This window comes from Balneolales bacterium ANBcel1 (assembly GCA_029688905.1).
Taxonomy (GTDB): domain Bacteria; phylum Bacteroidota; class Rhodothermia; order Balneolales; family Natronogracilivirgulaceae; genus SLLW01.
Genome location: JARULB010000002.1, coordinates 80760 through 104691, shown reverse-complemented (window position 1 = coordinate 104691; position 23932 = coordinate 80760). Strand labels below are relative to the sequence as shown.

General features: G+C 56.9%; 11 protein-coding genes. 4 read left to right on the top strand and 7 right to left on the bottom strand.

The features are described 5' to 3' along the window. Positions 1-255 precede the first annotated feature (255 nt). Complete coding sequence (locus tag QA596_02675) at positions 256-2607, bottom strand: glycoside hydrolase family 3 N-terminal domain-containing protein (GenBank protein MDG5766356.1); 2352 nt, start codon at positions 2605-2607, stop codon at positions 256-258. A 547-nt stretch (positions 2608-3154) separates the two neighbouring features. On the opposite strand from QA596_02675, the gene QA596_02670 reads away from it, so the two are divergent. Then, positions 3155-6244: a DUF5060 domain-containing protein gene (locus QA596_02670; protein ID MDG5766355.1), complete on the top strand. Its 3090-nt coding sequence runs from the start codon at positions 3155-3157 to the stop codon at positions 6242-6244. A gap of 73 nt (positions 6245-6317) precedes the next feature. On the opposite strand, the gene QA596_02665 is transcribed toward QA596_02670, so the two are convergent. Then, entirely contained in the window at positions 6318-7517 is a 1200-nt protein-coding gene (locus QA596_02665; GenBank protein MDG5766354.1) for a glycosidase, read from the bottom strand. Positions 7518-7736: 219 nt separating this feature from the next. After that, the gene (locus QA596_02660; GenBank protein MDG5766353.1) at positions 7737-8948 is read right to left on the bottom strand and encodes an ROK family transcriptional regulator; all 1212 of its coding nucleotides are present in this window, start codon (positions 8946-8948) and stop codon (positions 7737-7739) included. Positions 8949-9258: 310 nt separating this feature from the next. On the opposite strand from QA596_02660, the gene QA596_02655 reads away from it, so the two are divergent. Both QA596_02655 and QA596_02650 read left to right on the top strand, forming a co-directional pair. Then, complete coding sequence (locus QA596_02655) at positions 9259-10221, top strand: Gfo/Idh/MocA family oxidoreductase (protein MDG5766352.1); 963 nt, start codon at positions 9259-9261, stop codon at positions 10219-10221. Positions 10222-10535: 314 nt separating this feature from the next. After that, positions 10536-12605 carry an AMP-binding protein gene (locus tag QA596_02650; protein MDG5766351.1) on the top strand — a complete coding sequence of 690 codons (2070 nt, stop codon included), beginning with the start codon at positions 10536-10538 and terminating at the stop codon, positions 12603-12605. Between the two features lie 109 nt (positions 12606-12714). On the opposite strand, the gene QA596_02645 is transcribed toward QA596_02650, so the two are convergent. Further along, a complete protein-coding gene (locus QA596_02645; protein ID MDG5766350.1) occupies positions 12715-16212 on the bottom strand; it encodes a two-component regulator propeller domain-containing protein in 3498 nt (1165 codons plus the stop codon). A 251-nt stretch (positions 16213-16463) separates the two neighbouring features. Here QA596_02645 and QA596_02640 point away from each other — a divergent pair, with 251 nt between their 5' ends. Beyond that, positions 16464-17612, top strand: coding sequence for a transporter substrate-binding domain-containing protein (locus QA596_02640; protein MDG5766349.1), 1149 nt, complete (start codon positions 16464-16466; stop codon positions 17610-17612). A gap of 33 nt (positions 17613-17645) precedes the next feature. On the opposite strand, the gene QA596_02635 is transcribed toward QA596_02640, so the two are convergent. The 3 genes from QA596_02635 to QA596_02625 form a co-directional block, all read right to left on the bottom strand. Further along, a complete protein-coding gene (locus QA596_02635) occupies positions 17646-18923 on the bottom strand; it encodes a metallophosphoesterase family protein (protein MDG5766348.1) in 1278 nt (425 codons plus the stop codon). 536 nt (positions 18924-19459) lie between these two features. Further along, a complete protein-coding gene (locus QA596_02630; GenBank protein ID MDG5766347.1) occupies positions 19460-22921 on the bottom strand; it encodes a CotH kinase family protein in 3462 nt (1153 codons plus the stop codon). Positions 22922-23001: 80 nt separating this feature from the next. After that, on the bottom strand, positions 23002-23877 hold the full coding sequence (locus QA596_02625) for a hypothetical protein (GenBank protein MDG5766346.1): 876 nt from the start codon (positions 23875-23877) through the stop codon (positions 23002-23004). Positions 23878-23932 lie beyond the last annotated feature (55 nt).

Sequence of the window (23932 nt, the reverse complement as noted above, 5' to 3'; positions counted from 1 at the left end):
CGGACCACGTCCTAATCATTTAACGAGTATTATCAACTGAGAAACCCTTGCCAGGTATTTTTAATATACCCCCTGCTTATCCACTTTCTCCAATAGTGATATAAAAAGATATATTCTAATTAATCAATTTGATTGATGATTGTCAAACAAAAAAGCTCTTTTTTAAAAAATTGTGAAAATCGCAGTCGGGATTGATTATTCATAAGATTGAGCCCGCAAACAGAAATGGTTGTCTGTCTGCGGGCGGAAAAAAAATCACGGGATATAATAAAAGGGCAACGAGTGTTTGTAGGGACGTGAGACATGTGCTTCGTCCGGATCTTCCGGCGGCTCAAACTCAAATCCGAAGCCTCCGATCATGAACCGAATTTCCCCTTCTTCTATACCTCTGATGTAGGTTCCTCTTTCTTCACCATAGCGGACATACGCGAGGTCGTCTGTCGAAATCTCAAACTCCACCCGTTTCTCTTCCCCCGGCTCGAGATGAATCTGCCGGAATGCGCGCAGCCGCCGCAATGGCGGAACGATCGAGGGGTACATGTGACGTGAATAGAGTTCAACGGCTTCATGACCGGCACGGTCGCCGGTATTGGTCACGATCACCGATGCCCGGATGGAATCATCTCCCCGAAGCGTATCCCGGTCAATTTCAAATCCGCTGTATCCAAAGGTGGTGTAGGAGAGGCCGTGTCCGAAGGGGAATTGCGGGTCGTATCCCCCCACTTCGGGCTGTCCGGCGTCATCCTCATAGTTCAATTCGGTCCATTTGTGGTCATACAGTACCAAATCGTGAGGATTGCGCGGGTAGGTAAACGGAAGCTTCCCTCCCGGATTCCAGTCACCGTACAAAACATCGACGATGGCGTTGGCGCCCTCGCTGGCGGGCCTGTATGCCATCAGGATGGCGTCTACCTCGTCGGCGAACTCACGGATAATCCGGGGTCGGCCCTGCGCAAGTACCACCGTTACAGGGGTGCCGGTTTCGGCGGCGGCCAGTGCCAGTGCCGACTGCCTCGGATCGATGGCCAGATCGCGTATGGAGCCCGGTGACTCGGCATAGGAAAACTCACCGAGTACCAGCACGATGTGATCGGCCCTGGCCGCAGCCTGCCGCAACCGTGCGGTGTCGTAATTGGCATCGGCGTAGTAGTCGGGATCCGAGATATTGGTGACATTGTCACTGCCGATACGTGCGGTGAGCGCTTCGAGTACGGTGCGTGTGGTTTCCGGATACAGCTCCGGGACTTGTCCCTGCCACGAGAACGACCAGCTTCCGTGCAGAGCCGGCAGGTTGTCGGCGCCGGGCCCGGCCAGCAGAATGGTTTCCGTGCCGTCCAGCGGCAGGACTCCTCCGTTGTTCTGCAGAAGCGTCATGGTCTGCCTGGCCGCGTCCAGGGCCACCTCCGCGTACTCCTCAAGGCCGAACATTTCAGCCGCTTCCGGCTCCGGGTAGGGGTTGTCAAACAAGCCCAGTTCGAATTTCAGGCGCAGAATACGCCGTACAGAGGCATCCACACTGGCGGCCACTTCCGGGTCTTCGTCATAGAGTTCGATCACGTAGTCGGCAAAATAGAAGTCCTGGGGCGTCATGCTGATGTCGATTCCGGCCATTACGGCTTGCCGTACCGCCTCTTTCAGCGTCGGGGCCACGTTGTGACGCTCATGCAGCCGGTTGACATCCTCCCAGTCGGAGACAATCACCCCTTCGAAACCAAGTTCGTTGCGCAGCACTTCGGTCAGCAGATAGGGATCGCCATGGACCGGCACGCCGTTGACGTCACCCGAGTTGATCATCACGGTAGCGGCGCCGGCATCGATCGCCTTCTGGTAGGCCGGCAGTTCGTATTCGCGGTATTCGATTTCCGGGATCCAGGCCGGGGTCCGGTCTCGGCCGGTGCGCGGATTCGAGTATCCCAGAAAATGCTTCAGTGTGGCGGCAACGGCCGGAGGTTTGGAGAGGTCGCTGCCCTGGTACCCGTCGATGGTGCGCAGGTTCATTTCGGTCACAATATGGGGATCCTCGCCAAACGTCTCCTCAAACCGGGGCCACAGCGGATTGCGTCCGATGTCCAGTACCGGATCAAAATTCCAACGGATACCCGAAGCGCGGGTTTCCCGGGCAGTGATCACCGACGATTCGTACATCAGTTCCGGATTGCGGGATGCGGCCATGCCGATATTGTGGGGAAAAAGCGTCGCGTCGGCGGTATAGTTGGTTCCGTGGATGGCATCAATACCGTAGATTACGGGAATCTGACTCGGGTTTTCCATAGCGGCATCCTGGATAGCCGTGATTATTTCATGCCAGGTTTCTACGTCATAGGGGATGTTGATGTTGTTCAGAATGGATCCAACGTGATATTCATTGACAGCATGTCGGAGCCGCTCGGGATCAATGGAGCCGTCGACATTATAGTAATCACCATCCAGGATCAGGTTCAGGTTGACCTGGGTCATCTGTCCGGCCTTTTCGGCTATGGTCATACCGGCCATTACAGAGTCGATCTTTCTGTCAATATCACTGGTTCTTTGGGCGGTGTCTGTCTGGCAGCCGGATATCATCAATCCTGCAAAAAAAATCAAAATGTAAATCAAGGTATTTCTCATGCTATGCGGTGTATATGATTTGAAAAGATCTTTTGAGATAATAAGCACCCGGCGATCCGCAGACAGAGCGCAGGGTTCTTTTTGTAACGGGTACTGATTGAGGCTGATCTGCCTATCTAATGAGCATCATCTTGCGGGTCCGGACAAAATTACCTGCCTCTGTGCATTCTGCAGAACGTTTCGGGGCGATAACTAAAAGCGCTTCCTCTTTTAATCCCCCGTGTTTGCTTTGGATACATTATGTCTTCCTTCGCTTCTCACACATCCACCCGCCTACCTTTGCAAGTAAGCAAACTTGAATAATAAATTCAAATGATTTTATAAATTATTTGCGGAGGCCGTTTCATTCAGGTCGTGTCTCCTGAAGCAGCGGGTGTACTGCTGTATGTCGTTGCCGTTCATCATGTAAGTCTTTTCCGGGATCTAATTGGTAAATTCATTTGATTTTACCGGGTCGGGATGGTAAACTTTTTTAGCTCTCTTTTCCTCCAAATCCGTATCCCTCATGAATCGCATATCTTCAGAAACGATCTATCGGCCTGCCGGTATGTTATCGATAATCACAGCCTCATGGCTGAGCCTGCTGCTTGCCACGGCCGTTCCCGCCCTGGCCGACAGCCCTCTTTCCGGATTTTTCGACACGTTCGACAGGCCCTCGCCCGACACGGTGTGGAACGGGGAGGTTCATCCGCTGTGGCAGACATCCGCGCCGCAAACCTATCAGCTTGCCACCGGCGACGGCGCGCTGGTGATCGAATACACACGCACCGGTCAAAGTGGTGCGAATGACGGGTTCACCTTCACCCCTCCCCGGCCGATCGATGCCTCGGAAACCCCGCGAGTGTACCTGACCGTCCGTTCGGATATCGATACCGAAATGACCATCCGCGCCCGGTACTCGCGTATCAGTATCGACGACCATGTTATTGACATTCCCGGAGACGGTGTTTGGCACACCCGCATGGTGAGGCTCGGTGACCATGCCCTCAGCCAGACGCTCGACCAGATGCTGTTTTACCTGGATCGCGGCACGACCGCCCCCAACGACGGAACCGTGGAGTTTCGCGATTTTCGGGTCGCCGGGCCCGGCATCCGGATCACCGGTCTGGAGGCTCAAAACAGCGGGGCTGGAGCCATCCGCCTGCAATGGGGCTCCGATAACCCCGACGCGCTATCGCGGTACCATATCCACCGCTCCACCGATCGCCATTTCGAGGCATCCGAAGCAAACCTGGTCGGCACCAGTGAAACCGGCGAATATCTGGATGAGAACCTGGAGATCAACACCTTTTATCATTACCGGGTCAATCCGGTCGACACCCTCGGCGGTATCCATCCCGGTGAACGGGAAATCCGTTTCCCCGCGTTCGATCCGGCGGTTACTCCGGGCGTCTCTGTCAGCGGGAGCTTTCCTGCGGGTGACATCCGGCGCTATGAGCCCATCACCATCAGCGCAACCATCCGGGATGCCGTCTATGAAAATCCGTACGACCCCGACGAAATCGACCTGCGCGCCACCTTTTACGCCCCATCCGGCGACACCTTCCAGGTATTCGGGTTTTATAACGGGGCACCGGAATGGAACACCTGGATGATCCGGTTTTCCCCGATGGAGACCGGCAACTGGGAGTACCGGCTGCATGTGAGCGATATGAGCGGCAGCGACCAGAGCGAAACACGGCAGTTCACGGCTGTCGCGTCCGAGCACCCCGGCATGCTCACCATTTCCCCGGATAATCCCTCCTTTCTGATGCACCACGACAGCACGAGTTTCTATGGCCTGGCGGTCTACTACCCGTGGTCGGTCTCCCAAACAGGGTTGGATCGTTTTCGTGAGTACGGCGGCAACATCTTCGGCTACTGGAACAGCACCTACGACGGGGGTGGCAACCAGGGAGGCCGGTACCTGCTGATGTCGAACGACTCCGGCCTCGGCTATATCGACGAGCGGAAAGCCGCGCGGATCGATGAGGTGCTGGAGTGGTCCGAGGCGCGCGACATGTACGTCATGCTCGCCATCTGGCCGCACGACTGGCTCCGCATTAGAGGCACTCCCTGGAACGTGGAGCACTCGCGGTGGCTGGATGAAAATCCCTTCAGCGAACTCTTCACCCCGGAAGAGTTTTACACCTCCGAAGAGGCCTGGGAAATTCAGGAGAAGCTCTATCGCTACATCATTGCCCGCTGGGGCCACAGCCGCGCCATGGGCATCTGGGAGCTGATCAACGAAATCCACGGTACCACCGGCTTTGTGCACAACGAGCCGGCCGCCGTGGAGTGGACAAACCGGATGCACCGGTACTTCCGCGAATATGACCATTACAATCGGCCCACCACCGCCTCCTACGGCAGCATCGACATCTATAACCGGCGCGATATCCAGCCCGACATCGTCAACCGCCACTATTACGAAGCCCAGGGCGGTTACTCGCGGCCTTATGGCGATGCCGTGCGCGACGGCCTCTACAACATCACCAACGCCTACCGCCAGATGATCGACGTTGGCGAACGGCCCGCAGTGCTCGGTGAGGCGGGCTATTACACCATGTTCGCCGAAGCCGGCAGCGATGAATACACCCGGGAGTTTCACAACGCCTTCTGGGCGGGAGCCGCCATGGGCATGGCAACCACCCCCTTCTGGTGGGACTATACCCAGAACGCCATTTTTACCAATGAGCGGATGGAGATCTACCGGAACCTGGAGCGGTATGTCCGGGATATCAACTACGCGCTGACCCCGTTTACCGACTCCGGGCTGTCCGGCGAAAGCACCAAGGCCTTCGGCCTGTCGGCCGATACGGTCGCGATCGGGTGGCTATGGACCACCGGCAGCGACATCTCCGGAATGCAGGCCCGGCAAAACGGTCTGCAGAACGGTTCGTTTGAGACCGCGTGGTACGACACCCGGACCGGCGACGTGGTCCGTACCGTCATTGGAGCTTCCGTCGATAACACGCACCCGCTGCTGACCACCTCGCTCCCCGACCCACAGCCTGATATCGCCTTCAAGACCCGGCGCATCGAAAACGGCACCGACGCCTCCAGGCTGAACCTGTTTTTCCGCAAAGCGGATGGCGTCAGCGACAACGGTGCGACAGACATCCTGCTCTATGTCAGCGACGCGGAAGGCCGCCTGGTTCCCGGCGAAGAAAACGGCTATCAGGTGGATGTTACTCTGGATGGCGCCGGATCCCTGAGCGCCACCCGTGTCGTCACCACGGACGGCTATGCGGTGATCACCTATGAGCCGGATCCCGGCGCGGGAGGTACGGTCGTCATCACCGTCGAAGCCGACGGACTGGAGCCGGCGGAACTGGTCTATCGTACCGCCACCAGCGCAGGGCCGGAGCATCTCGATGAAGCGCACCCCGGCCGCGTGGAGCTCCATGGCAACTACCCCAATCCGTTCAACGCGTCAACAGTCATCCAATACGCGCTACCGGAGGCGGGTCAGGTCATCCTGAACGTCTATGACGCGCTCGGCCGGGAAGTGCGCCGCCTCGTCGACGGCTATCAGGAAGCCGACACCTATTCTGTTACCTTCGACGGCACGGGCCTGCCCAGCGGTTTGTATATCTTCCGGCTGCGCGCGCCGGGATATGCGGACAAAAGCCGTGCGATGCTGCTCGTGAAATAACGCGCCCCATGCGTCGGGCCGCGGCGGTTTGCCGAGGTTCCCTCCGTGCAGGACGAAGGAGGCCGCAATTCGGCTATTTGCCGGTATATTCCAGATTCCTGCGAATAAAATCGATGCGCTGGAGGGTGCATGCGTGGGAGCGCATGGCGTCGGGTGGCGTGTTTTTGGCATAATCGAGGAGCAGGTCCACGTGCGTGGTCGCCACATGCATCCGGGTATCGGACGACGCGTAATAGAGGAACACCGTCCCGTCATCGTCCTTGATCCAGCCGTTGGTGAAAGTCACATTCAGCACATCGCCGACATACTCGTCACCGCTGGGTGCCAGAAAATAGCCGCCCGGCTCATAGATCACTTTGGAGGGGTCCTGCAGGTCGGTGACAAATACATAGAGAACGTAACGCAGGCCGGCCGCGGTACCCCGCACGCCGTGGGCCATATGGATCCACCCTTCCTTTGATTTGATGGGGGCCGGACCCTGACCGTTTTTTACCTCTTTGATGGTGTGATAAGCGCGGTGGTTGATAATCTTCTCCTCGCCGACCACCGGGTTTTCGATGTCGTCGCACAGTGCCCACCCGATACCGCTGCCGGAACCGGTGTCGATGAAACCGTCCTGTGGACGAGTGTAAAACGCATATTTGCCATCCACAAATTCGGGATGCAGCACCACGTTGCGCTGCTGTTTGGAGTTGGTTTTCAGATCGGGCAGGCGCTCCCAGGTGACCAGGTCTTTTGTCCGTGCGATGCCGGCCTGGGCCACAGCGGCCGACATGTCGTGCATCGGCGCGTCCGGATCCTTGCGCTCGGTGCAGAACAAACCGTAGATCCAGCCATCCTCATGATGCACCAGCCTCATGTCGTAGGTATTGGTATCGGGGTTATCGGTCTCCGGTATCACCAGCGGATAGTCCCAGAACCGAAAGTTGTCGATGCCGTTCGGACTCTCGGCCATCCCGAAGATGGATTTGCGGTCGTTGCCCTCCACCCTGCCGGCCATAAGGTATTTTCCGTTCCATTTGATGGCCCCGGCGTTGCACACGGCGTTAATCCCCATGCGCTCCATGAGGTTGGGATTACTCTCGGGGTTGAGGTCATAGCGCCAGAAAAGCGGCGTGTGATCGGCCGTTAGTACGGGATGGCGATAGCGCCGGTAAATCCCGTTATAACTGTCTTCCGGTTCGTTCTTCCTGGTAATGAGCTGATCGTGCCGGCGCTCAAGTTCCGCCAGCTTTTCCCTGAAACTGTTTTTTGATCCAAATGAAAGTGACATCGTTGCTTTCTGATGACGGGTGAAGGTTTGGACCTAATTAATCAATTTGATTGGTTAATTACAACCTTGAATTTCTATTTCAAGCCCTGAATGCGGCAGAAACAGGCGAATCGAGAGCGTGGTGATTCAATCGGGCAGCGCCTGCCAGGGCTACACCTGCCAGGGCGGCACGTGCCGGGTCCGGTGGCCGGGCGAATTACCGGACGATTTGTTGTAAGGCTATCGTGCCTGGCGCATTTCCTGCATCAGCAGGCGGTGTTGGGGTGCGAACGAGGAGTAAAGCGGCAGGGATGCCACACCAAGGGCGGCGGCATCGATCCCGGCCGAGGCGATCCGGAAGCGGGGCTGCTCCAGCGTACGTTCGATCCGGGATGGCGGCAGAAGTTCCTGGAGCTTGTCCAGCAGCGATCGCAGGATGGAATCGGGCATCCTTCCGCCCAGGAATATGGCTTCGGGATCAAGCAGATAGTCGATACCAAGGATGAGAGGAACCAGCGACCGTGCGCCCGAGGTGATCCATTCATCCAGCACCTGCGGCTCCCGTTCGTATAAGGTCCCCAGTTCCGACATGCTGTGCACATCGTACCCTTTTTTGCGCATTTTCTTCTGGAGGCGCGGCATATCGAAAAAACCGCCCAGGTGATCGTATTCATACTCCTTACCGGATTCCAGAAACGCCGATGTCGGGAAATAGCCCAGCTCGCCGGCGTTAGTGCTGTAACCGGAATAGAGCTGGCCGTTGATCACAATCCCCCCGCCAAGTCCGGCGCCGAAATAGATGTAAAAAAAGGAGTCGATGTGTTTGCCGTCGCCGTACCAGTGCTCGCCGATTGCGGCGGCCGACGCGTTGTTTTCAAGCAGAATCGGCATATGGAGACGTTTTTCCAGCTCTCTGATGATCGGGACATTCTCCCAGCCGGGAAACGCTTCGGGATTCATCACGCGGGTGGAGTCCTCCTGTTCGCTCACCGAAAGCGGGCCCGGAAATCCGAGGCCGACACCCAGAATCAAGTCCCGGTCAATGCCCTCTTCACTGATAATATCCCGGACAAAAGCGCTCATCAACTCGATGGATTCCATCGGTTCGGGAAGTCTGAGGGCGGCGGTCTTCTTCTGGCAGATTCTCCCGTTAAAGTCGACCAGTATGACGGTCAGGTGATCCTTGTCAAAATCGATACCAACAGAGTAGCCCGCCTTTTCATTGACTTTCAGCAAAATGGAAGGGGCTCCGGGTCCGACCGACTCTCTGGAGTCCTCGATCACCAATCCCGCCTTCATCAGCTTCTTGGTGATATTGGTAACGGTCTGGGCCGTCAGCTGGGTTCGCTTTGCTATGCCGACCCGCGAAAGGGGTCCGTACAATCGAATCGTTTCCAGTATGATTCGGTTGTTGTAGGAATTGGCATACTGCAGGTTGGTTCCAATAAGCATAGGCTGTATCTCCGGCCGTTTACGTGCGGCATATTCGGCGCAATATAGTCAATTTATACCAGAACGGCATTCGCTTTCCCCCGCATGTGCCTGCAAAACTGTGCAATTATTCCTGCCTGTTTTGCAGGTTCTGCCAAGCTTGCCAATTCAGCCGGTTCTACCGGTTCTGCCCCCTCCCTTTTCCATTTCAATCGGCGAAAGATTTCGAATATATTGCCATACAGGCCCGGCAAGTAGACATGCATATCAGTGGCCATCCGTCAGAAATCACAATCACCGGCAACCCCTTCCCACCCCAACCATCTGAGCTATGGACTTCATCCGCATCGGAATTCTAAGCACTGCGCAAATCGGAACGAACATGGTGATTCCCGCCATGAAAAGATCGAGTCGATGCAGAGTCACCGCCATTGCCTCACGCGACGGGGAAAAAGCGGAATCCGCCGCCCGGCGCCTGGGGATCCCCAAGCACTATGACTCCTATGAGGCGCTTCTGGAAGACCCGGATATTGACGCGATTTACAACCCGCTGCCCAACCACCTCCATGTCCCGCTCAGTATCAGTGCCATGGAAGCCGGTATCCATGTTCTCTGCGAAAAGCCCCTGTCGATGGATGCCCGCGAGGGCCAAATGCTGCTGGATGCCACCCGCGACTACCCCGCGCTGAAGGTGATGGAGGCCTTCATGTACCGGTTCCAGCCCCGCTGGGACCGTGTCCGGCAGCTGGTACTTGACGGCAGCATCGGCGATCTCAAAACCATCCATTCTTTTTTTTCCTACTACAACGACAATCCGGAGGATATCCGCAACCAGCCCGGCATGGGCGGCGGCGGACTCATGGACATCGGCTGCTATTGCATCAACAGTGCCCGGTACCTGTTCGGATGTGAACCGGGCAACGTCTCCGGCGTGACGGAAACCGAACCGGGCTTTGGTGTGGACCGGCTGGCCTCCGGCCTGCTCGATTTCGGAACCGGCACAGCGGTGTTCAGCTGCACCATGCGCAGCCCGGCGTACCAGTACATGAAAATATTCGGCACAAAAGGACATATCCATCTGGAGTGGCCGTTCACCCCCGACCTCGAAAAAGAGTCGGAGCTCACCCTGGTCACCAGTGACCAAACCCGCACCGAATCCTTCCCTCCGGCAAATCATTACACGATTATGGCAGACCGCTTCGCAAAATCCATCATTCATGACACAGCGGTACCCATCCCGCTTGAAGACGCGGTTGCCAATATGAAGGTGATTGATGTCATTCACGGCCGATAGGCAAAAGCATGGCACCTGTCTCTCTGCTCCCGACACTTCCCGAAATGTATTGATAGGATAACAGCCCTGTCACAGACTGCCACCCTGTTCATCAAGAAACACACATCATCAAGTGAGATTGACGACAACATACAGAGCAGCGCAGCCTCCGGTTCTTACAGCGGAAACGGTGCCGGCAAGTGCTATTCGGAGATCATTTTTGAATTTGAGATGCTTTTGGTTTTCTCTGATATTATCCGACAGAACAAAAAGTATTTCGCAGAACCGGAATCATCCGGCAGAGCCACTATTATCCATTATTAACTCCTGTTGCCATGCAGACCCTCGTACGTTTTGTAGAAGCGCTTGTTGAAGAACACGCCGATCGTCCCTATATGTGGGAAAAACCGCGCATACGTGCCACCGATACCGGGCAGGATTCCGATTCGAAGACAGACGACACCTACCGTCCCACCACGTATCGTGAGACCCTGGAACAGGTATATGATTTCGGGGCCGGACTGATGTCCCTTGGCATCGAGCCCGGCGAGCGGGTCGCCCTGCTCTCGGAGGGGCGTAACGACTGGGTGGTCAGTGAACTGGCGATCCTCTTCAACGGCGCAGTCAATGTGCCGCTCTCGGTCAAGCTCTCGCCCGTTGAGCTTCAGTTCCGCCTGTTCCACTCCGACGCCACCGTACTGATCGTCTCCGAAAATCAGGCTCAGAAAATCACCTCCATTCGCGAGAATCTTCCTCAGCTGCAGCGCATTATCCTGCTGGATTCCAAAGAACAATACGCCGAAGACGAGATCAGCAAAAACCAGGTGGTTCAGATGGGCCGCAAGTTTCTGAAGAAGAACCGGGAGGCGTTTCTGAAGCGCAAGGATGCCGTGCAGCCGGACGATCCCGCCAACATCTCCTACACCTCCGGAACCACCGCCGATCCCAAGGGCATCATCCTCACCCACCGCAACTATACCGCCAATGTCGAGCAGGCGCTCACGCTCATGGACATCCCTCCCACCTACCGCACCCTGCTCATCCTGCCGCTGGATCACTCGTTCGCCCATACCGCCGGCATTTACTCCTTCATGGCGAAAGGGGCCAGCATCGGCATGGTCCAGGCGGGCAAGACCGCCATGGAGACCCTGCGCAACATCCCGAAGAATATCAGGGAATTTAAACCCAATCTGCTGCTGAGCGTCCCCGCTCTGGCCAAAAGTTTCCGGAAGAACATCGAGGCGGCCATCCGCACAAAGGGTCCGTTGATCCAGCGGCTGTTTGACGACGCCCTCCGCACGGCCTACCGCTACAACCGGGAGGGGTACAATAAAAACAAGCGGGATCTGCTCAGCCGCTCCAAGCTGTTTCTCTACGACAAGATCCTGTTCAGCAAGATCCGGGAGAATTTCGGGGGCGAGCTGCGCTTCTTCATCGGTGGCGGCGCTTTGCTGGATATTGAACTGCAGCGCTTCTTTTATGCTCTGGGGATGCCGATGATGCAGGGGTACGGACTTTCGGAAGCCACTCCCATCATATCGTCGAACTCACTGGACCGGCACAAGCTGGGATCCTCCGGCCACCTGGTCAGGCCCCTTGAACTCAGGATCATCGATGACGAAGGCCGGGAGCTTCCTCCAGGGGAGAAGGGAGAGATCATCGTAAAGGGTGAAAATGTCATGAAAGGGTACTGGAAGAATCCCCAGGCTACCCGTGAAACCATCCGAAACGGCTGGCTCCACACCGGCGACATGGGGTATATGGATGAGGACGGCTTTCTCTATGTGCTGGGGCGGTTCAAGAGTCTGCTGATCGGCCACGACGGCGAGAAATACAGTCCGGAGTCGATTGAGGAGACCCTCACCGAGAAATCCCCCTGCATCGAACAGATCATGCTCCACAACAACCAGGACCCCTACACCATCGCCCTGCTTTATCCCTCACCCGAAGCGCTCAGGCGAGCCGTTGACAAGGAGAAGGCCGCCTCTGCCGCGAAGGCCGGCAAAGCCGCGAAAAAGGAGAAACCAGGCGAGTATGGCGGTACCCCGGGCAAGGAGCAGGCTGCCGGGCCCGGCCGTTCATCGGATGATGAGCTTGCCGCCGACGTCGACCTTGCCCTGGATATCATTGAGCGGGAAATCGGCCGGTTCCGGGACGGCGGAGAATTCGGCGACCATTTCCCCGACCGCTGGCTGCCTACGGCGGTCGGTATTCTGCCCGAGGGGTTCACCGAAGCGAACAAGATGATGAACAGCACCATGAAAATCGTGCGCGGCAAGATCAACGACCACTACGAGGAACTGATCCAGTACCTGTACCTTCCCGAGGCGAAGAAGATCCGGAACAGCCGCAACCGCAAGGTCATGGAAGAGCTGCTCAAGCGGCAGGGATCACAGAAGGGCTGATCGGATTACCCTATGACAAGGCCGGTGAGCAGGACTGCATGGCTCAAGCAGCAGGGAGCACAGAAGGGCTGATCGGACCCGCATCCAGCCACTCCGCCCGGATACCGGCCTAATGCGGCTTATCCGGGCGATCCCGCGCACCCGGCGAGTCGCCGGAAACTTGTCGGTTTTCCGGTCGCGGGAACACCATGGAAAACGTGGATCCGCGGTTATGGCCCCCGCTCTTCACACAAATCTCCCCTCCCAGCTCCTTCATATAATTTGAGGCGCTATGCAATCCAAAACCGTACCCGGACTTTTTGGTGGTATACCCGTGAGAGAAGACTCTTGTCAGGTTCTCTTTCTCCACCCCGATTCCACGATCCGATACTTCCAGATAGATATGCTGCTCATCCTGCCGGAGGGAAACGGTTATGAGTTTCTCATCCGGAGGAAGGTGCTGCATCGCTTCGGCGGCGTTCTGAATGAGGTTGACCAGCACGTGCACCAGTTTGGAACGCTCCACTTCGATTTTGTCAACCTGATCAAAGCGGGTCTCCACCCTTACTCCGTCCTTTTCCAGATTCCCGGCCTGCAGCTTGAGGGTGTCTTCCACAAAAATGATCAGCGACAACTTTTCTTTGACTCTCCCAACTCTGGCGAACTGTTGCTGGGCGTAGACCACATCGTTGATCAGCCTGACTTTTTCCACCAGCCGCGCATTGTATTCGACAAGCTGTTCCACTTCCGTCTCAAATGACTTTTCCAGACCCAGATAGTATTCCATCAGCAGCCGGCCTTTCTCGTCCTCCAGGATGAAATGTTCCAGGTTGTTGATGTTATCCTTCAGCAGTTTATTCGCCTTTTTGAAATTATGGAGCTGCGAATTCATGAGCGTCTCTCCGGTCATGCTCACCGAGGTGTTCATGGTATTCAGAATATTGCCCAGATCGTGCAGAACATCGGTTGCCAGATCCGCCATACCCGCCTTGTGCGCCTTCTCGACCAGTTGGCTCCTGGTTTCACCAAGTTCTTCAAGCGCTTCCTTAAGTTCCCTGTTACTCTGACTGAGGTCAGACGTCCGCATCGCCACCTCTTTTTCAAGGCGGCGGTTGATGCGGGTGACGGATTGCATTCTCTGCTGGTAGCCCAGCCCGATGACCCCTGCCACCAGCAGGAAAACCATGACGTAGAACCAGGGGCTTTGCCAGAATGGCGGGACGATCTTCAGGTCCATGGTTGCGACCTGATCCCCCCAGACGCCGGCCAGATTTGCCGTGCGCACTTTGAGGCGGTAATTACCCGGACCCAGGTTGGTATAGGTTGCCGTCCGGTTTCCACCGACATAGTGCCAGTCGGTATCAAACCCTTCCAGCTTGTAGGCATACTCGTTAGGTGAATTGAGGTTGAAGTCCAGTGCTGCAAAGTCGAATGCCAGGATGGCACGGTTATGAGGGAGCTCGATGGCATCCGTCTGGCTGATGTGCCTGTCCAGAACCGATCCGGGCCCTGGGGCAACGGACTGATTGTTGATCCGAAAGTCGGAAAACCGCACCGGTGCGATCCGGTCGTCAATACTCAGGCTGTCCGGATGAAACCGATTGAAGCCGTTTGTGCCTCCGAAATAGAGATAGCCGTCACTGTCGCGGTAGGAGGCGCCACGATTAAACTCGAGTCCCTGCAGGCCGTGCACCATGCTGAATGAGGTGAATACTTCCCGGTCCGGGTCAAATCGAACGATCCCCTGACCGGTGCTCAGCCAGATATTCCCCCTGTCGTCATCCAGGATTCCGAAAATGTCAAGCGAGGGGAGTCCGTCGGCAAACGAATAGGAATGCATGTACCCGGAGTCGCGGTCCAAAAGCAGAAGCCCGCCTCCCACCGTACCGACCCAGAGGTTGTCCCGGCGGTCTTCGTGAAGCACTATAACGACATGACTGGTGAGTCCCTGGTCGCCATAATAGTAGTACTTCAGGATTTCCTCGCGATGCGGATCGATGGCACGCAGTCCGCCTCCGTACGAGCCCACCCAGAACGTCCCGCGGGAGTCTTCAAGCAGGGCTCTGGTGGCGTCATTGCCGTTGGAAAACTCCCTGAGACGTACGAAGCGGTCGTTTTCGGCATCATAGCGGTTGACTCCGCCGCCATTGGTGCCGATATAAATGTCTCCGCTGCTATGCTCCATAATGCTGAATACATGGTCGCTTGCCGGGGTATGCGGGTCGTCGGGGTCATGCCGATAGCGTGTGAACCGGCCGGTTTCGGCATCAAGGCGAATCACTCCGCCGTTGTAGTAGCCCGCCCATTTATTGCCGCGGCTGTCCTCCATCAGCGCCAGTACGGCATCGCCTTCCGATGGATCCTTTTCTCCGCGTTCATGATAGTGTTCGGACCCAAACCGCCGGGCCTGACGATCAAATACGTTGATTCCCAGGCCGGTACCGACAAAGAACCTGCCATCGCGATCCTCCAGGAAAGAGGTCACAGAATTGTCGCTGAGGGTATTATCCATATAGGGGCGGCGCATGTAGTGCTCGAACCCGGAAGATTTCAGCTCAAGCAGATTGACGCCTCCGGTTTCGGTTCCGACCCACAAAAGTCGGTTATCGCTCTCAAAGACCGCATAGATGACATTACTGGTGAGACTTGCGGGGTTGTCGCTGTCGGCGGTCAGTGTCTGAAAGTTCTGTGTCCCTGGAAGCAGCATGTTCAGTCCGCTGCCACTGGTACCTGTCCACAGTCTGCCGGCGGAATCCCTGAAAATGGCGGTTATGTGATTTCCGCTGATGCTGCCGGCAACCTGCTCATCCGCCTTGTAATGCTCAAAACGGCCTTCCTCCGGATAAAAACGATTGAGTCCGCCGCCTTCGGTTCCAACCCAGAATTTCCCGAAGCAATCTTCATAGAGCACGGTTACATGATTGTGGCTGAGACTGTTCGGATCATGCGGATCGTGCTTGAAATGTCGGAACACCCCGTTTATGTGATCCCAATAGTTGAGGCCATCCACCGTGCCGACCCACAAGAAGCCATCGCGATCATCCATCAAGGCGGTAATATGGCTGCTTGAGGGACTTCCCTCCCACTCTTCGGTTTCAAAAAAATGGATAAACTCCTCCGTTTCCGGATCAAACACGTTGAGCCCGGCGGTTGTTCCGATCCATATTTCACCGTTGCGGTCTTCCAGAATGGAGGTGACGGTATTATCGCTGATACTGGAGGCGTGATCCACATAATCGGTCTGAAAGCGGGTGAATGTTTCCAGGTTACGGTCAAAGCGGCTGATGCCGCCGCCCGCTGTTCCAATCCAGAGCGTCTGTTCGCTGTCTTCGTAAATAACGGAAATATTGTTTCCGCCTATGGATGTGGAGTCGAGTGGATCGCGTCGAAAAATATCAATCTCCTCACCGTTGTAGCGGTTCAGGCCATTCCATGTGCCAATCCACATGTAGCCCTGGTGATCCTGGAGAAATGCATTTACGGCACTCTGCGAAAGGCCGTCCTGCCTGCCCAGATGTTTGAATTCCATCGGAATCGGATCCGGCTGTGCCGCAACATCGACAGTACAGGTCCCCGCAATCAGAACGAACCCGGCAATTGAAACAGCCTTGATCAATGTAACCCTCATACAGCATTTTTGTATGAACCGGTTTGCCAAGAGTAAACCGGCACTTTATGCAGACATCCAGTGCAGCTCGCTCCTTGTGGAGCGTATCCGCCGACTTCACTTATCGGCGCATCATTAAAATAATTTAATCACTAGCCAAGTGAATTTCACGCAGTATTTTATGTTTCTTTTACACATAGAGTGCGACAGACGAGAATTGCGTTACAACCGGAAATGTTCTTCAAGCATATATGCATGAATCCAAATTACTTATGATAAAGTGTTGCAAATCAACGACCCTTGTAACAACGATCCTGATTTATGCTTTGGCGGCCGGAGGAACCGGGCGGGCATGGGCCGCGGAAATCGACGCTATTGGCCCGGAGAGCGGCGCTTCGGCCGGGACTGAGCAAGTGACGGTTGGGGTGCGGGTCGTCCCGCCGTTTGTGATCGCCGAGCCGGACGGCTCGTACAGCGGTCTGACGATCGCCCTGTGGGAGCATATCGCCGATCAGCTCGGCATTGCCTACCAACTGGAAGAGCGTGATATCCAGGGACTGCTTGACGGGGTGCGGATTGTGGAGGACACCCTCCGGCACGCCCCGGAGCTGTTTGCCGCAGCCTCGGCCCTGACCATCACCGCCGAGCGGGAGGAGATGCTGGATTTCACCCACCCTTTTCTGGTCACCGGCCTGGGCATTGCCGCCACCTATACTCCATCCGGACTGTGGCAGGCTTTCATGGCAATATTTTCCCCGGAGTTTCTCTGGATCGTCGCGCTGCTGATTCTGCTGTTGCTCTTCTGGGGCGTGCTGGCCTGGTGGTTTGAGCGACGGCACAATCCCGACCACTTCGGGGGAACGCCGGCTGAGGGTATCGGCAGCGGTTTCTGGTGGGCGGCGGTGACCATGACCACCGTCGGTTACGGCGACAAAGCGCCGGTCACGTTCGCGGGCCGCACCGTCGGTTTCATCTGGATGTTTGCGGGCATTATTCTGGTTTCGTTTTTCACCGCATCGATCGCTTCCAGTCTGACCGTCACCCGGCTGGACAGCCGCATATCGGGTCCGCAGGATCTTCCCCATGTGCGTGTCGGCGCCCTTCAGCATTCCGCCACCCTTGATTACCTGGATGAGAACCGTATCCGCTACCAGACGTTTGAAACCATATCCGACGGCCTGCGCGCCGTTTCCGAGGATGCCATCGACGCGTTCGTCCATGACGCTCCGATCATCCGCTATTACGCGACCAACGAGTTTCCCAACAAGGTACGTGTGCTGCCCCGGACGTTCAACGAGCAGTACTACGGCATCGCTCTTCCGCTGGATTCCCCCTGGCGCAACGACATCAACCGGGTGATGCTGGAGTACATCGGCAGTGATGAGTGGGAGGCGCTGAACCGTCGCTATCTGGGCAACTGACAGCTACCTCCTGTCGGCGCGAAAGGCCTGTTTTTATTTCGCACGCTCCGCGCGTATGACGGGTTCTGTTCTTCCGGCCCCGGTGATCTCGAACCGGTCGAGCAGCCGTGCGCCTTCGTCAAACATCTCCACCCGCAGATCATCGCCGTCGATCTCCACCACGGCAAAATTGAATACCGAATCGGCTTTGGCAATGTACCAGGGCAGGTTTCCCTCCTCATCGGTACGCGGCTGCCGGAGCCGGACTCCCCAGGCCCCGTCGCCGACATAATAGATCCCGGTTTCGTCTATTTGATTATTTCTGATCGGATGGGTCCGTTTGAAGGTATGGTCGTGGTGCTCCAGGGCCAGCCGCACGCCATGATCCTCAAAACGCGGCACCCACTGCTCCCGGACGGTGCGTGACAGGAAGGAGTCCTTATCACGGAAAGAGGGCCAGGCGGGCACATGATAGACCGGAATGATGTGCCGGGTGTCCGGGCGCCGGGACAGTTCGTACTCCAGCCACTCCGTCTGCCGGCCTTCGATAAAATTCAGGTGTCCGGAATCCAGAATAAACAGGCTGAGATATTCACCGAAATCCAGCACCCCATACCCCTGCGCCCCTGGAAACGGGATAAAGCGGGAGAAATAGGGCGCCTCGCGCAGGGCAAAGTCCGGCCGTTCGTATTCCGCCGCCGGGTATCGGTACACGAACTGTTCGACCACTTCGTGATTGCCGATCGCCGCAATGTGGGGGATCACTCTTCCGGTGGGGGTAATCATGGTCTCGGACCATACCTCGAAATAGTCGAACCAGCGAAACGCCTTGCGCGCCAGGCCGTCGGCATAGGCCAGGTCACCGCCGAGAACGGCAAAATCGGCCTCCTCTCCGGTCACCTGCATTGCCGCTTCCGCGGTACGCTGCATCCACTGGCGGTGGTGCATGACATCTCCGCCTGCGATAAAGCGGATGGGGCGATCGGCTTGCCGTGGCATGGTCCGGAACGAGTATACCGGATCGGCGCCGGAGAATCGAAATTCATAATAGGACTGCGGTTCCAGGCCTGTGAGCTCTTCACGCATCAACCGGCGCGGTGATCCGGGGATCGTCAGGGACGCGCCCTCCGCGAAGATCCACTCATCCTCCCCCCGCTTGCGATATTCCAGCCAGCTGTGGGCATCCGCTTCGGGATGCCAGTCGATGGTCATGGTCGTCGCCGGATCCTGCTGCCAGGAAAGCAGAAACGACCCCGGAGGCTCGGGCGTCACACTGGAGGAAAAGGTGCACCCGCCTACAAAAACCAGAAGTACTAAAACAATGAATACCATAGGTTTGTCCTATTGTTTACATGAAATTGTGCCTGTGAAAACACTTCGGTTGGGCATTCCGTGCATTATTTTTTTTTAATAAATCACAAAGGTGCCGGATAAGCAACAAAATGGGCCATTTTAATTTGCAGAAGAACTATGCAACGCGCTGCGTTTTTTGTAATATAGTTTAATAGTCAACCAGATATATTAATTCTTTATCTATCTGTTTTTTATACATATTCATCACTCATTACTATTGTGGGTATCATTGTGATCAAGAACAGCAACATATGCAGCGAGTGCGGCATGCCCATGATGCGCATCAAGAGAAAACGGTGGCACAGGGCGCTTAGTCTTATTGTACCTGTGGTTCACATGGAGTGCTGCGGCAGGAAGTATCTGGTACGCAAATCCGGGATTTTCAAGAACGGCTCCGGACAGCACCACCGGCCGGGTGACAAAACCGCGGCCAAGCATAAAGAAACCATCGAGTGATGGCCGGGAGGGGCGGGCCGTCAGGCATACCTGGTCGTGTTTGCCCGCATGTCAAACAATCACCGGATGAGTGTCATTTTCCCGTGCCCGATCCAATCCGGTGTTTCCACGCGATACAGGTACATGCCGCTGGAGAGTCCCGAGGCATCCACACGGATGGCATGGTGTCCCGCAGAAAGCCGCATCCGTTCCCGGACCCTCATCACCTTCCGGCCGCTCACGTCAAACAGTGAAACGGCGACCGTTGTCTCCTCCTCGAGCTGAAACTGAATGAACGTGTTCTGGTTGAACGGGTTCGGATAATTGGCCAGCACCCGGTTCTTCTCGACAGGCTGCCCGTCGTATTCCCGGGCGTACCGTCCGGTCACATGAATCTCCCCTACCCGCAGGCGTGAACGCGCCCCGCTCTCATCGTCCTTGCGGATTCCGGTGTAGTAATATTTCCAGCGCAACTCCACCCTGGGTTTGTTGGCCGTGGCGTCCGGCAGCCGGATATCGCGGAAACGCCGGCTGTGCCCCGCTTCATGGTGGCGTTCGTACTCAACCGGCTCGCCCGACTCATCGACGACATCCCGGAACTCGCCGTCACTGCCTATCCGATGCTGCAGACGCAGGTGATATACTCTGGAGTTCGGCTCCACGGTGCCTCCGGTCCAGCTCACGCTCACCTCCTTCATTTCGCGGGTATCCAGAGCCAGAACCGCCGCTCCGAGCCGCAGGCCGGGGAAGCCCGGATTGCCCTCCAGGCTGGATGTGTTTATAAATGAGAACCCCTTTTCCCCCATTCCGTTAATACGTGTTCTGGAAGAAAGATTATAGGCTCCGCCGGCCACTCCTGCGGCGGGGGAGTCCAGTCCGGGTTCGGGATCGGCCATATACTGGAAGACCATATTGTCGGGCCATGAACCCGGATCGGCATCCGGATCCCAGCGATCCATCCGGTAATCTCCTTCGACCAGCGGGTGTGCGGCGGGAAGGCCCGGCAGGGATGTTTCATCAGGGACAAACACCGCTTTGAGTTCGACATGCCGGTCGGGGGCGAAAATCAGCGTGAGGGTATCGGAATCGATGGCGGAGGATCCGCTGTAGCCCGACACAATGGAGGCATTTTTGATGCCGGTCCCCTCCCAGTGTGAAAACCGGTACCCGTCGTACGGCAGGACGGTGACCCGGACCGGGACATCGGCAAAGTAACGGCCTTTCCACGGGTAGGGACTTTCGCGGCGCGCTGCGGGCCCTTCAGTCTCGCCATCGATCACAAGGCGGTTCACCTGCACCCTGCCCTTGTGCAGCCCGGACACGTCGACAGTCAGGTCGGCCATCCCCCGCAACCCGAAATGCCTGCGGATGTGCTCCCTGTTATAGCCGGGCCGTTTTCGGGCAAATTCGCGCATGCGCTCGACATTGAAATGCCAGCGCTCTTTGGACGCGATCTGCCCCCAGCGGCGGATATGTTCCTCGATCACCGGCTCCAGGTTCTCCTCGAACCGGTCAATCAGCGGAATCACGTGGTCGGGGTGAAACAGGGTGTTCATGTAATCGGCCGACCGGTTGATAAACTCGTTGCGAAACTCCTCGTACCTCATCATGCGGCGGATCAGCCGGGTGGACCATTCGGGGTTGGGCCAGTCGTCGTACCGGTCGCTGGTCATGTGGTTGATCATATCGAAGCTTTCCACCCTCCAGGGGTTCAGCAGGCCGAACCCGGCGTCGGTGTCGATCATGAGCCACCGCCATCGGCCGTCGTGGCCGGGCGGCGTGTCGGGATCGTACTCCGTATCGAGCCGCCAGTACTCGATATTGTTGCCGGGCCAGTCCACATTGCGGATAAACGCTTGCGCCACCAGATAATCCAGGTAGTTGTCGACATCCATCATGGTGCGGATGTGTTCATAATTCGCCGGGTCGGCGGGATCACGCTCCGCGACAAAGTCCATCATCGCCAGATAGTGTTCGTTGCTGCCGATATCCACCTCCGCACTATCGTTCAGCATCTGCACACGGCCGGGATCCACGCCGTAGGTTCGCGCCAGGTAATCTTCGTCGTACCGCTCCCGAATGTTGTGGATCCCCCAGTATTCGCCGTTGATAAACACGACGGAAGGCCGGTAGGCCTGGGTGTCGAAATTGAGTCCCCCAATGAGCTTCTGCATGAAGGCGTCGCGGAACATGGTGGAGCGCACGAAGAAATCCTGGCCGGAATTACGAAGAATAAGCCGGTTGTACTCCCGGTGCGGGAGATCCGGGAACACCTGAAAACGGAACCGGTTCTCTCCATATTCGTTGCGGGCATAGAGGCGCAGCGACTTCTGGGTCAGCGCCCTGGAGCCGCCGCCGTGAATCCGGATACCGATATCCTGGGAGTGGACGCGTCCGCCCTGCTCGTCAAAAAACTCAAACGAGGCGGGCCGCTCCCAGTCATGTCCACGCTGACTGTAATTGCCCACCAGGTGCTCATCGGCATCATAGAGCTTCTCATACACCTCAAACGGGAGTTCGTCAAGCCGGTCGCGGTAGTCGTGAACGATACCCGGAACATAGATGCCGGTTTCGTAACCAAACAGGTGGAGCGAATCGGTGACGATAGAGACCACCGGCATATGGTAGCGGTCGCCGCCGCGCCTGTCCACAAAAAAGGAGTGCGTGGCGGTGCGGGAAGGCCGGCTTCCGGGGCGGAACACTCGGGCTCGCACCACATTGCCCTTGAACACCTGCCCGTCGGGCCACTCGGGATAAAATCCCAGAATATGCACACCGTCCAGGGGCGCCGTTACGATCATGGAGAGGTTGTTGGGCAGCGGGGTGCGGTCGGTGATGCGGATGGGTCCATCCAGCACCGGACTGGTACTGTCGGGTTCGGAGCCGTCCAGCGTGTAGCGGATCACCGCTCCGGTGGATGGGGTTGAAAGCTCCAGATCGAAGTCCTCCGTGTAGAAACCTCCGGTATGGGAAAACGAAGGCGGTTCAAGCAGTTCGTCGAATCCGGATGAGACATTGGGTTCGCCGGGAGTCGGCCGGTCGAAAAACTCCAGGTGATCCGAGCCGTCGGGATAGCGGCCGTACGATACGTCGGTGGGGATAAATGTGGGCGGGATGTGGTCGATCCGCCGGCCGTTGACATCGGTAAGCACCACCTCCTCCCCCGACTGGCTGACGCGGAAGTTGGTGTGCAGGGGCGCGGCCGGATCCGACCGGTTCTTTCCGGAGGCGAAGATCAACAGAAACTCACCGGGCTGGAGGGTGACATCCGGCATCACCCAGCGCCAGGGCCGCGAGTAATCGTCAGACAGTCCGTAATAGTGCAGGGAGACCGGCTGGTCGCCGGCGTTATAAAGTTCGATCCAGGGGACAGTATCGCCGTCCTCGTCCTCGATACCGCTTCCGTTGGAGGAAAGCACCTCGTTAATAACGACACCGGTCATTTCGCCTCCGCCTTCGTTTCCGATGGCGGTGCCGGTACCTGCCGTAAAGGCAAGAAAAAGAAACGCAAACAGTGCCGCTGCATTTGCGGTGATGGCCATTGTTGCCGATAGCGGGGCTATTCCGCGATCAGGTGGCGGCAGGCGGTGCCGGGAGCTTTGAATTTCAGTACAATGAGACATCAAAAGGTCCTTCCAAAGCTGAGGCCGGGAATCATGCGAAACCCTTTAAAATCGAGGTAATCATGCAGGTCGAGGGCGCCGCGATCTTTCAGTTCATCAAAAAAGCCGGAAAGTTCGCTGTTGATGGTGATCATGTAATGCGGAGAGAGTCCGATTCGAAACAGGTAGTTGTGGACCGACACGCGGTAGCCGATGACTGTGGTCACGGCCACTCCCTTGTAGCGGTTCCCCAGTTCCACATCATTATAACCGAGGTCGAACGGTCCGCCCTCGAACTTCATCGAGAAAAACGTGAGGCCGACCCCGAGTTCCAGCTGGTTGATTCCTTCGAAGAGGGTGAGGCTGAGTCCGGCCGGAATGGTATACAGATCGAAAAACAGGTCTTCGCCGCGATCCTCATACCGGACCTGGTCCGAGTAGCCGATCCAGGACGCGCCGATTCTGGCGTGGAGGTTCTCTCGCAGGGCGCGTTCATAATAAATGGCGTAGAGGTTGATCGCGCTGCCCAGCACCTCGGCAAACACGGCGTTGCGTCCGGTTCTCTGCAGCGGGGACGCGGCCCGAAGTGCGGTTTCATGAATGGTGTCGGCGGATGGGTTCGGCGCCTCCGGGCCATGCGCATCGTCGGCTTCCGCCGCTGTCAGCGTGTCGCCCCCATCGGGCGGCTCCGGTGTCGCGTCGTTACCGCTTGCCGCGGTATTACCGAACTCGCCATCATTGGCGGGATCAACTTCCGCATCCTCGTGGAGGACATTCAGCGTATCCTGCCGTTCCGCTTCAAAAAGCGCATGTTCGGCGTATTGTCCGGCGCTCACAGAGGCAAATAATAACAGAGCGGCCGAAGTAAAAAAAAGAGCCTTGGGAAGGGGAATCATGGTGAGGGGGTGATGAGTGTTGCTACAGCCTTCAAATTTACACCGCTTTCGTGAA

Coding starts and splice junctions, on each gene's coding strand:
- QA596_02675 (MDG5766356.1), bottom strand. CDS start 2,607: ATGAGAAATACCTTGATTTACATTTTGATTTTTTTTGCAGGATTGATG.
- QA596_02670 (MDG5766355.1), top strand. CDS start 3,155: ATGTTATCGATAATCACAGCCTCATGGCTGAGCCTGCTGCTTGCCACG.
- QA596_02665 (MDG5766354.1), bottom strand. CDS start 7,517: ATGTCACTTTCATTTGGATCAAAAAACAGTTTCAGGGAAAAGCTGGCG.
- QA596_02660 (MDG5766353.1), bottom strand. CDS start 8,948: ATGCTTATTGGAACCAACCTGCAGTATGCCAATTCCTACAACAACCGA.
- QA596_02655 (MDG5766352.1), top strand. CDS start 9,259: ATGGACTTCATCCGCATCGGAATTCTAAGCACTGCGCAAATCGGAACG.
- QA596_02650 (MDG5766351.1), top strand. CDS start 10,536: ATGCAGACCCTCGTACGTTTTGTAGAAGCGCTTGTTGAAGAACACGCC.
- QA596_02645 (MDG5766350.1), bottom strand. CDS start 16,212: ATGAGGGTTACATTGATCAAGGCTGTTTCAATTGCCGGGTTCGTTCTG.
- QA596_02640 (MDG5766349.1), top strand. CDS start 16,464: ATGATAAAGTGTTGCAAATCAACGACCCTTGTAACAACGATCCTGATT.
- QA596_02635 (MDG5766348.1), bottom strand. CDS start 18,923: ATGGTATTCATTGTTTTAGTACTTCTGGTTTTTGTAGGCGGGTGCACC.
- QA596_02630 (MDG5766347.1), bottom strand. CDS start 22,921: ATGGCCATCACCGCAAATGCAGCGGCACTGTTTGCGTTTCTTTTTCTT.
- QA596_02625 (MDG5766346.1), bottom strand. CDS start 23,877: ATGATTCCCCTTCCCAAGGCTCTTTTTTTTACTTCGGCCGCTCTGTTA.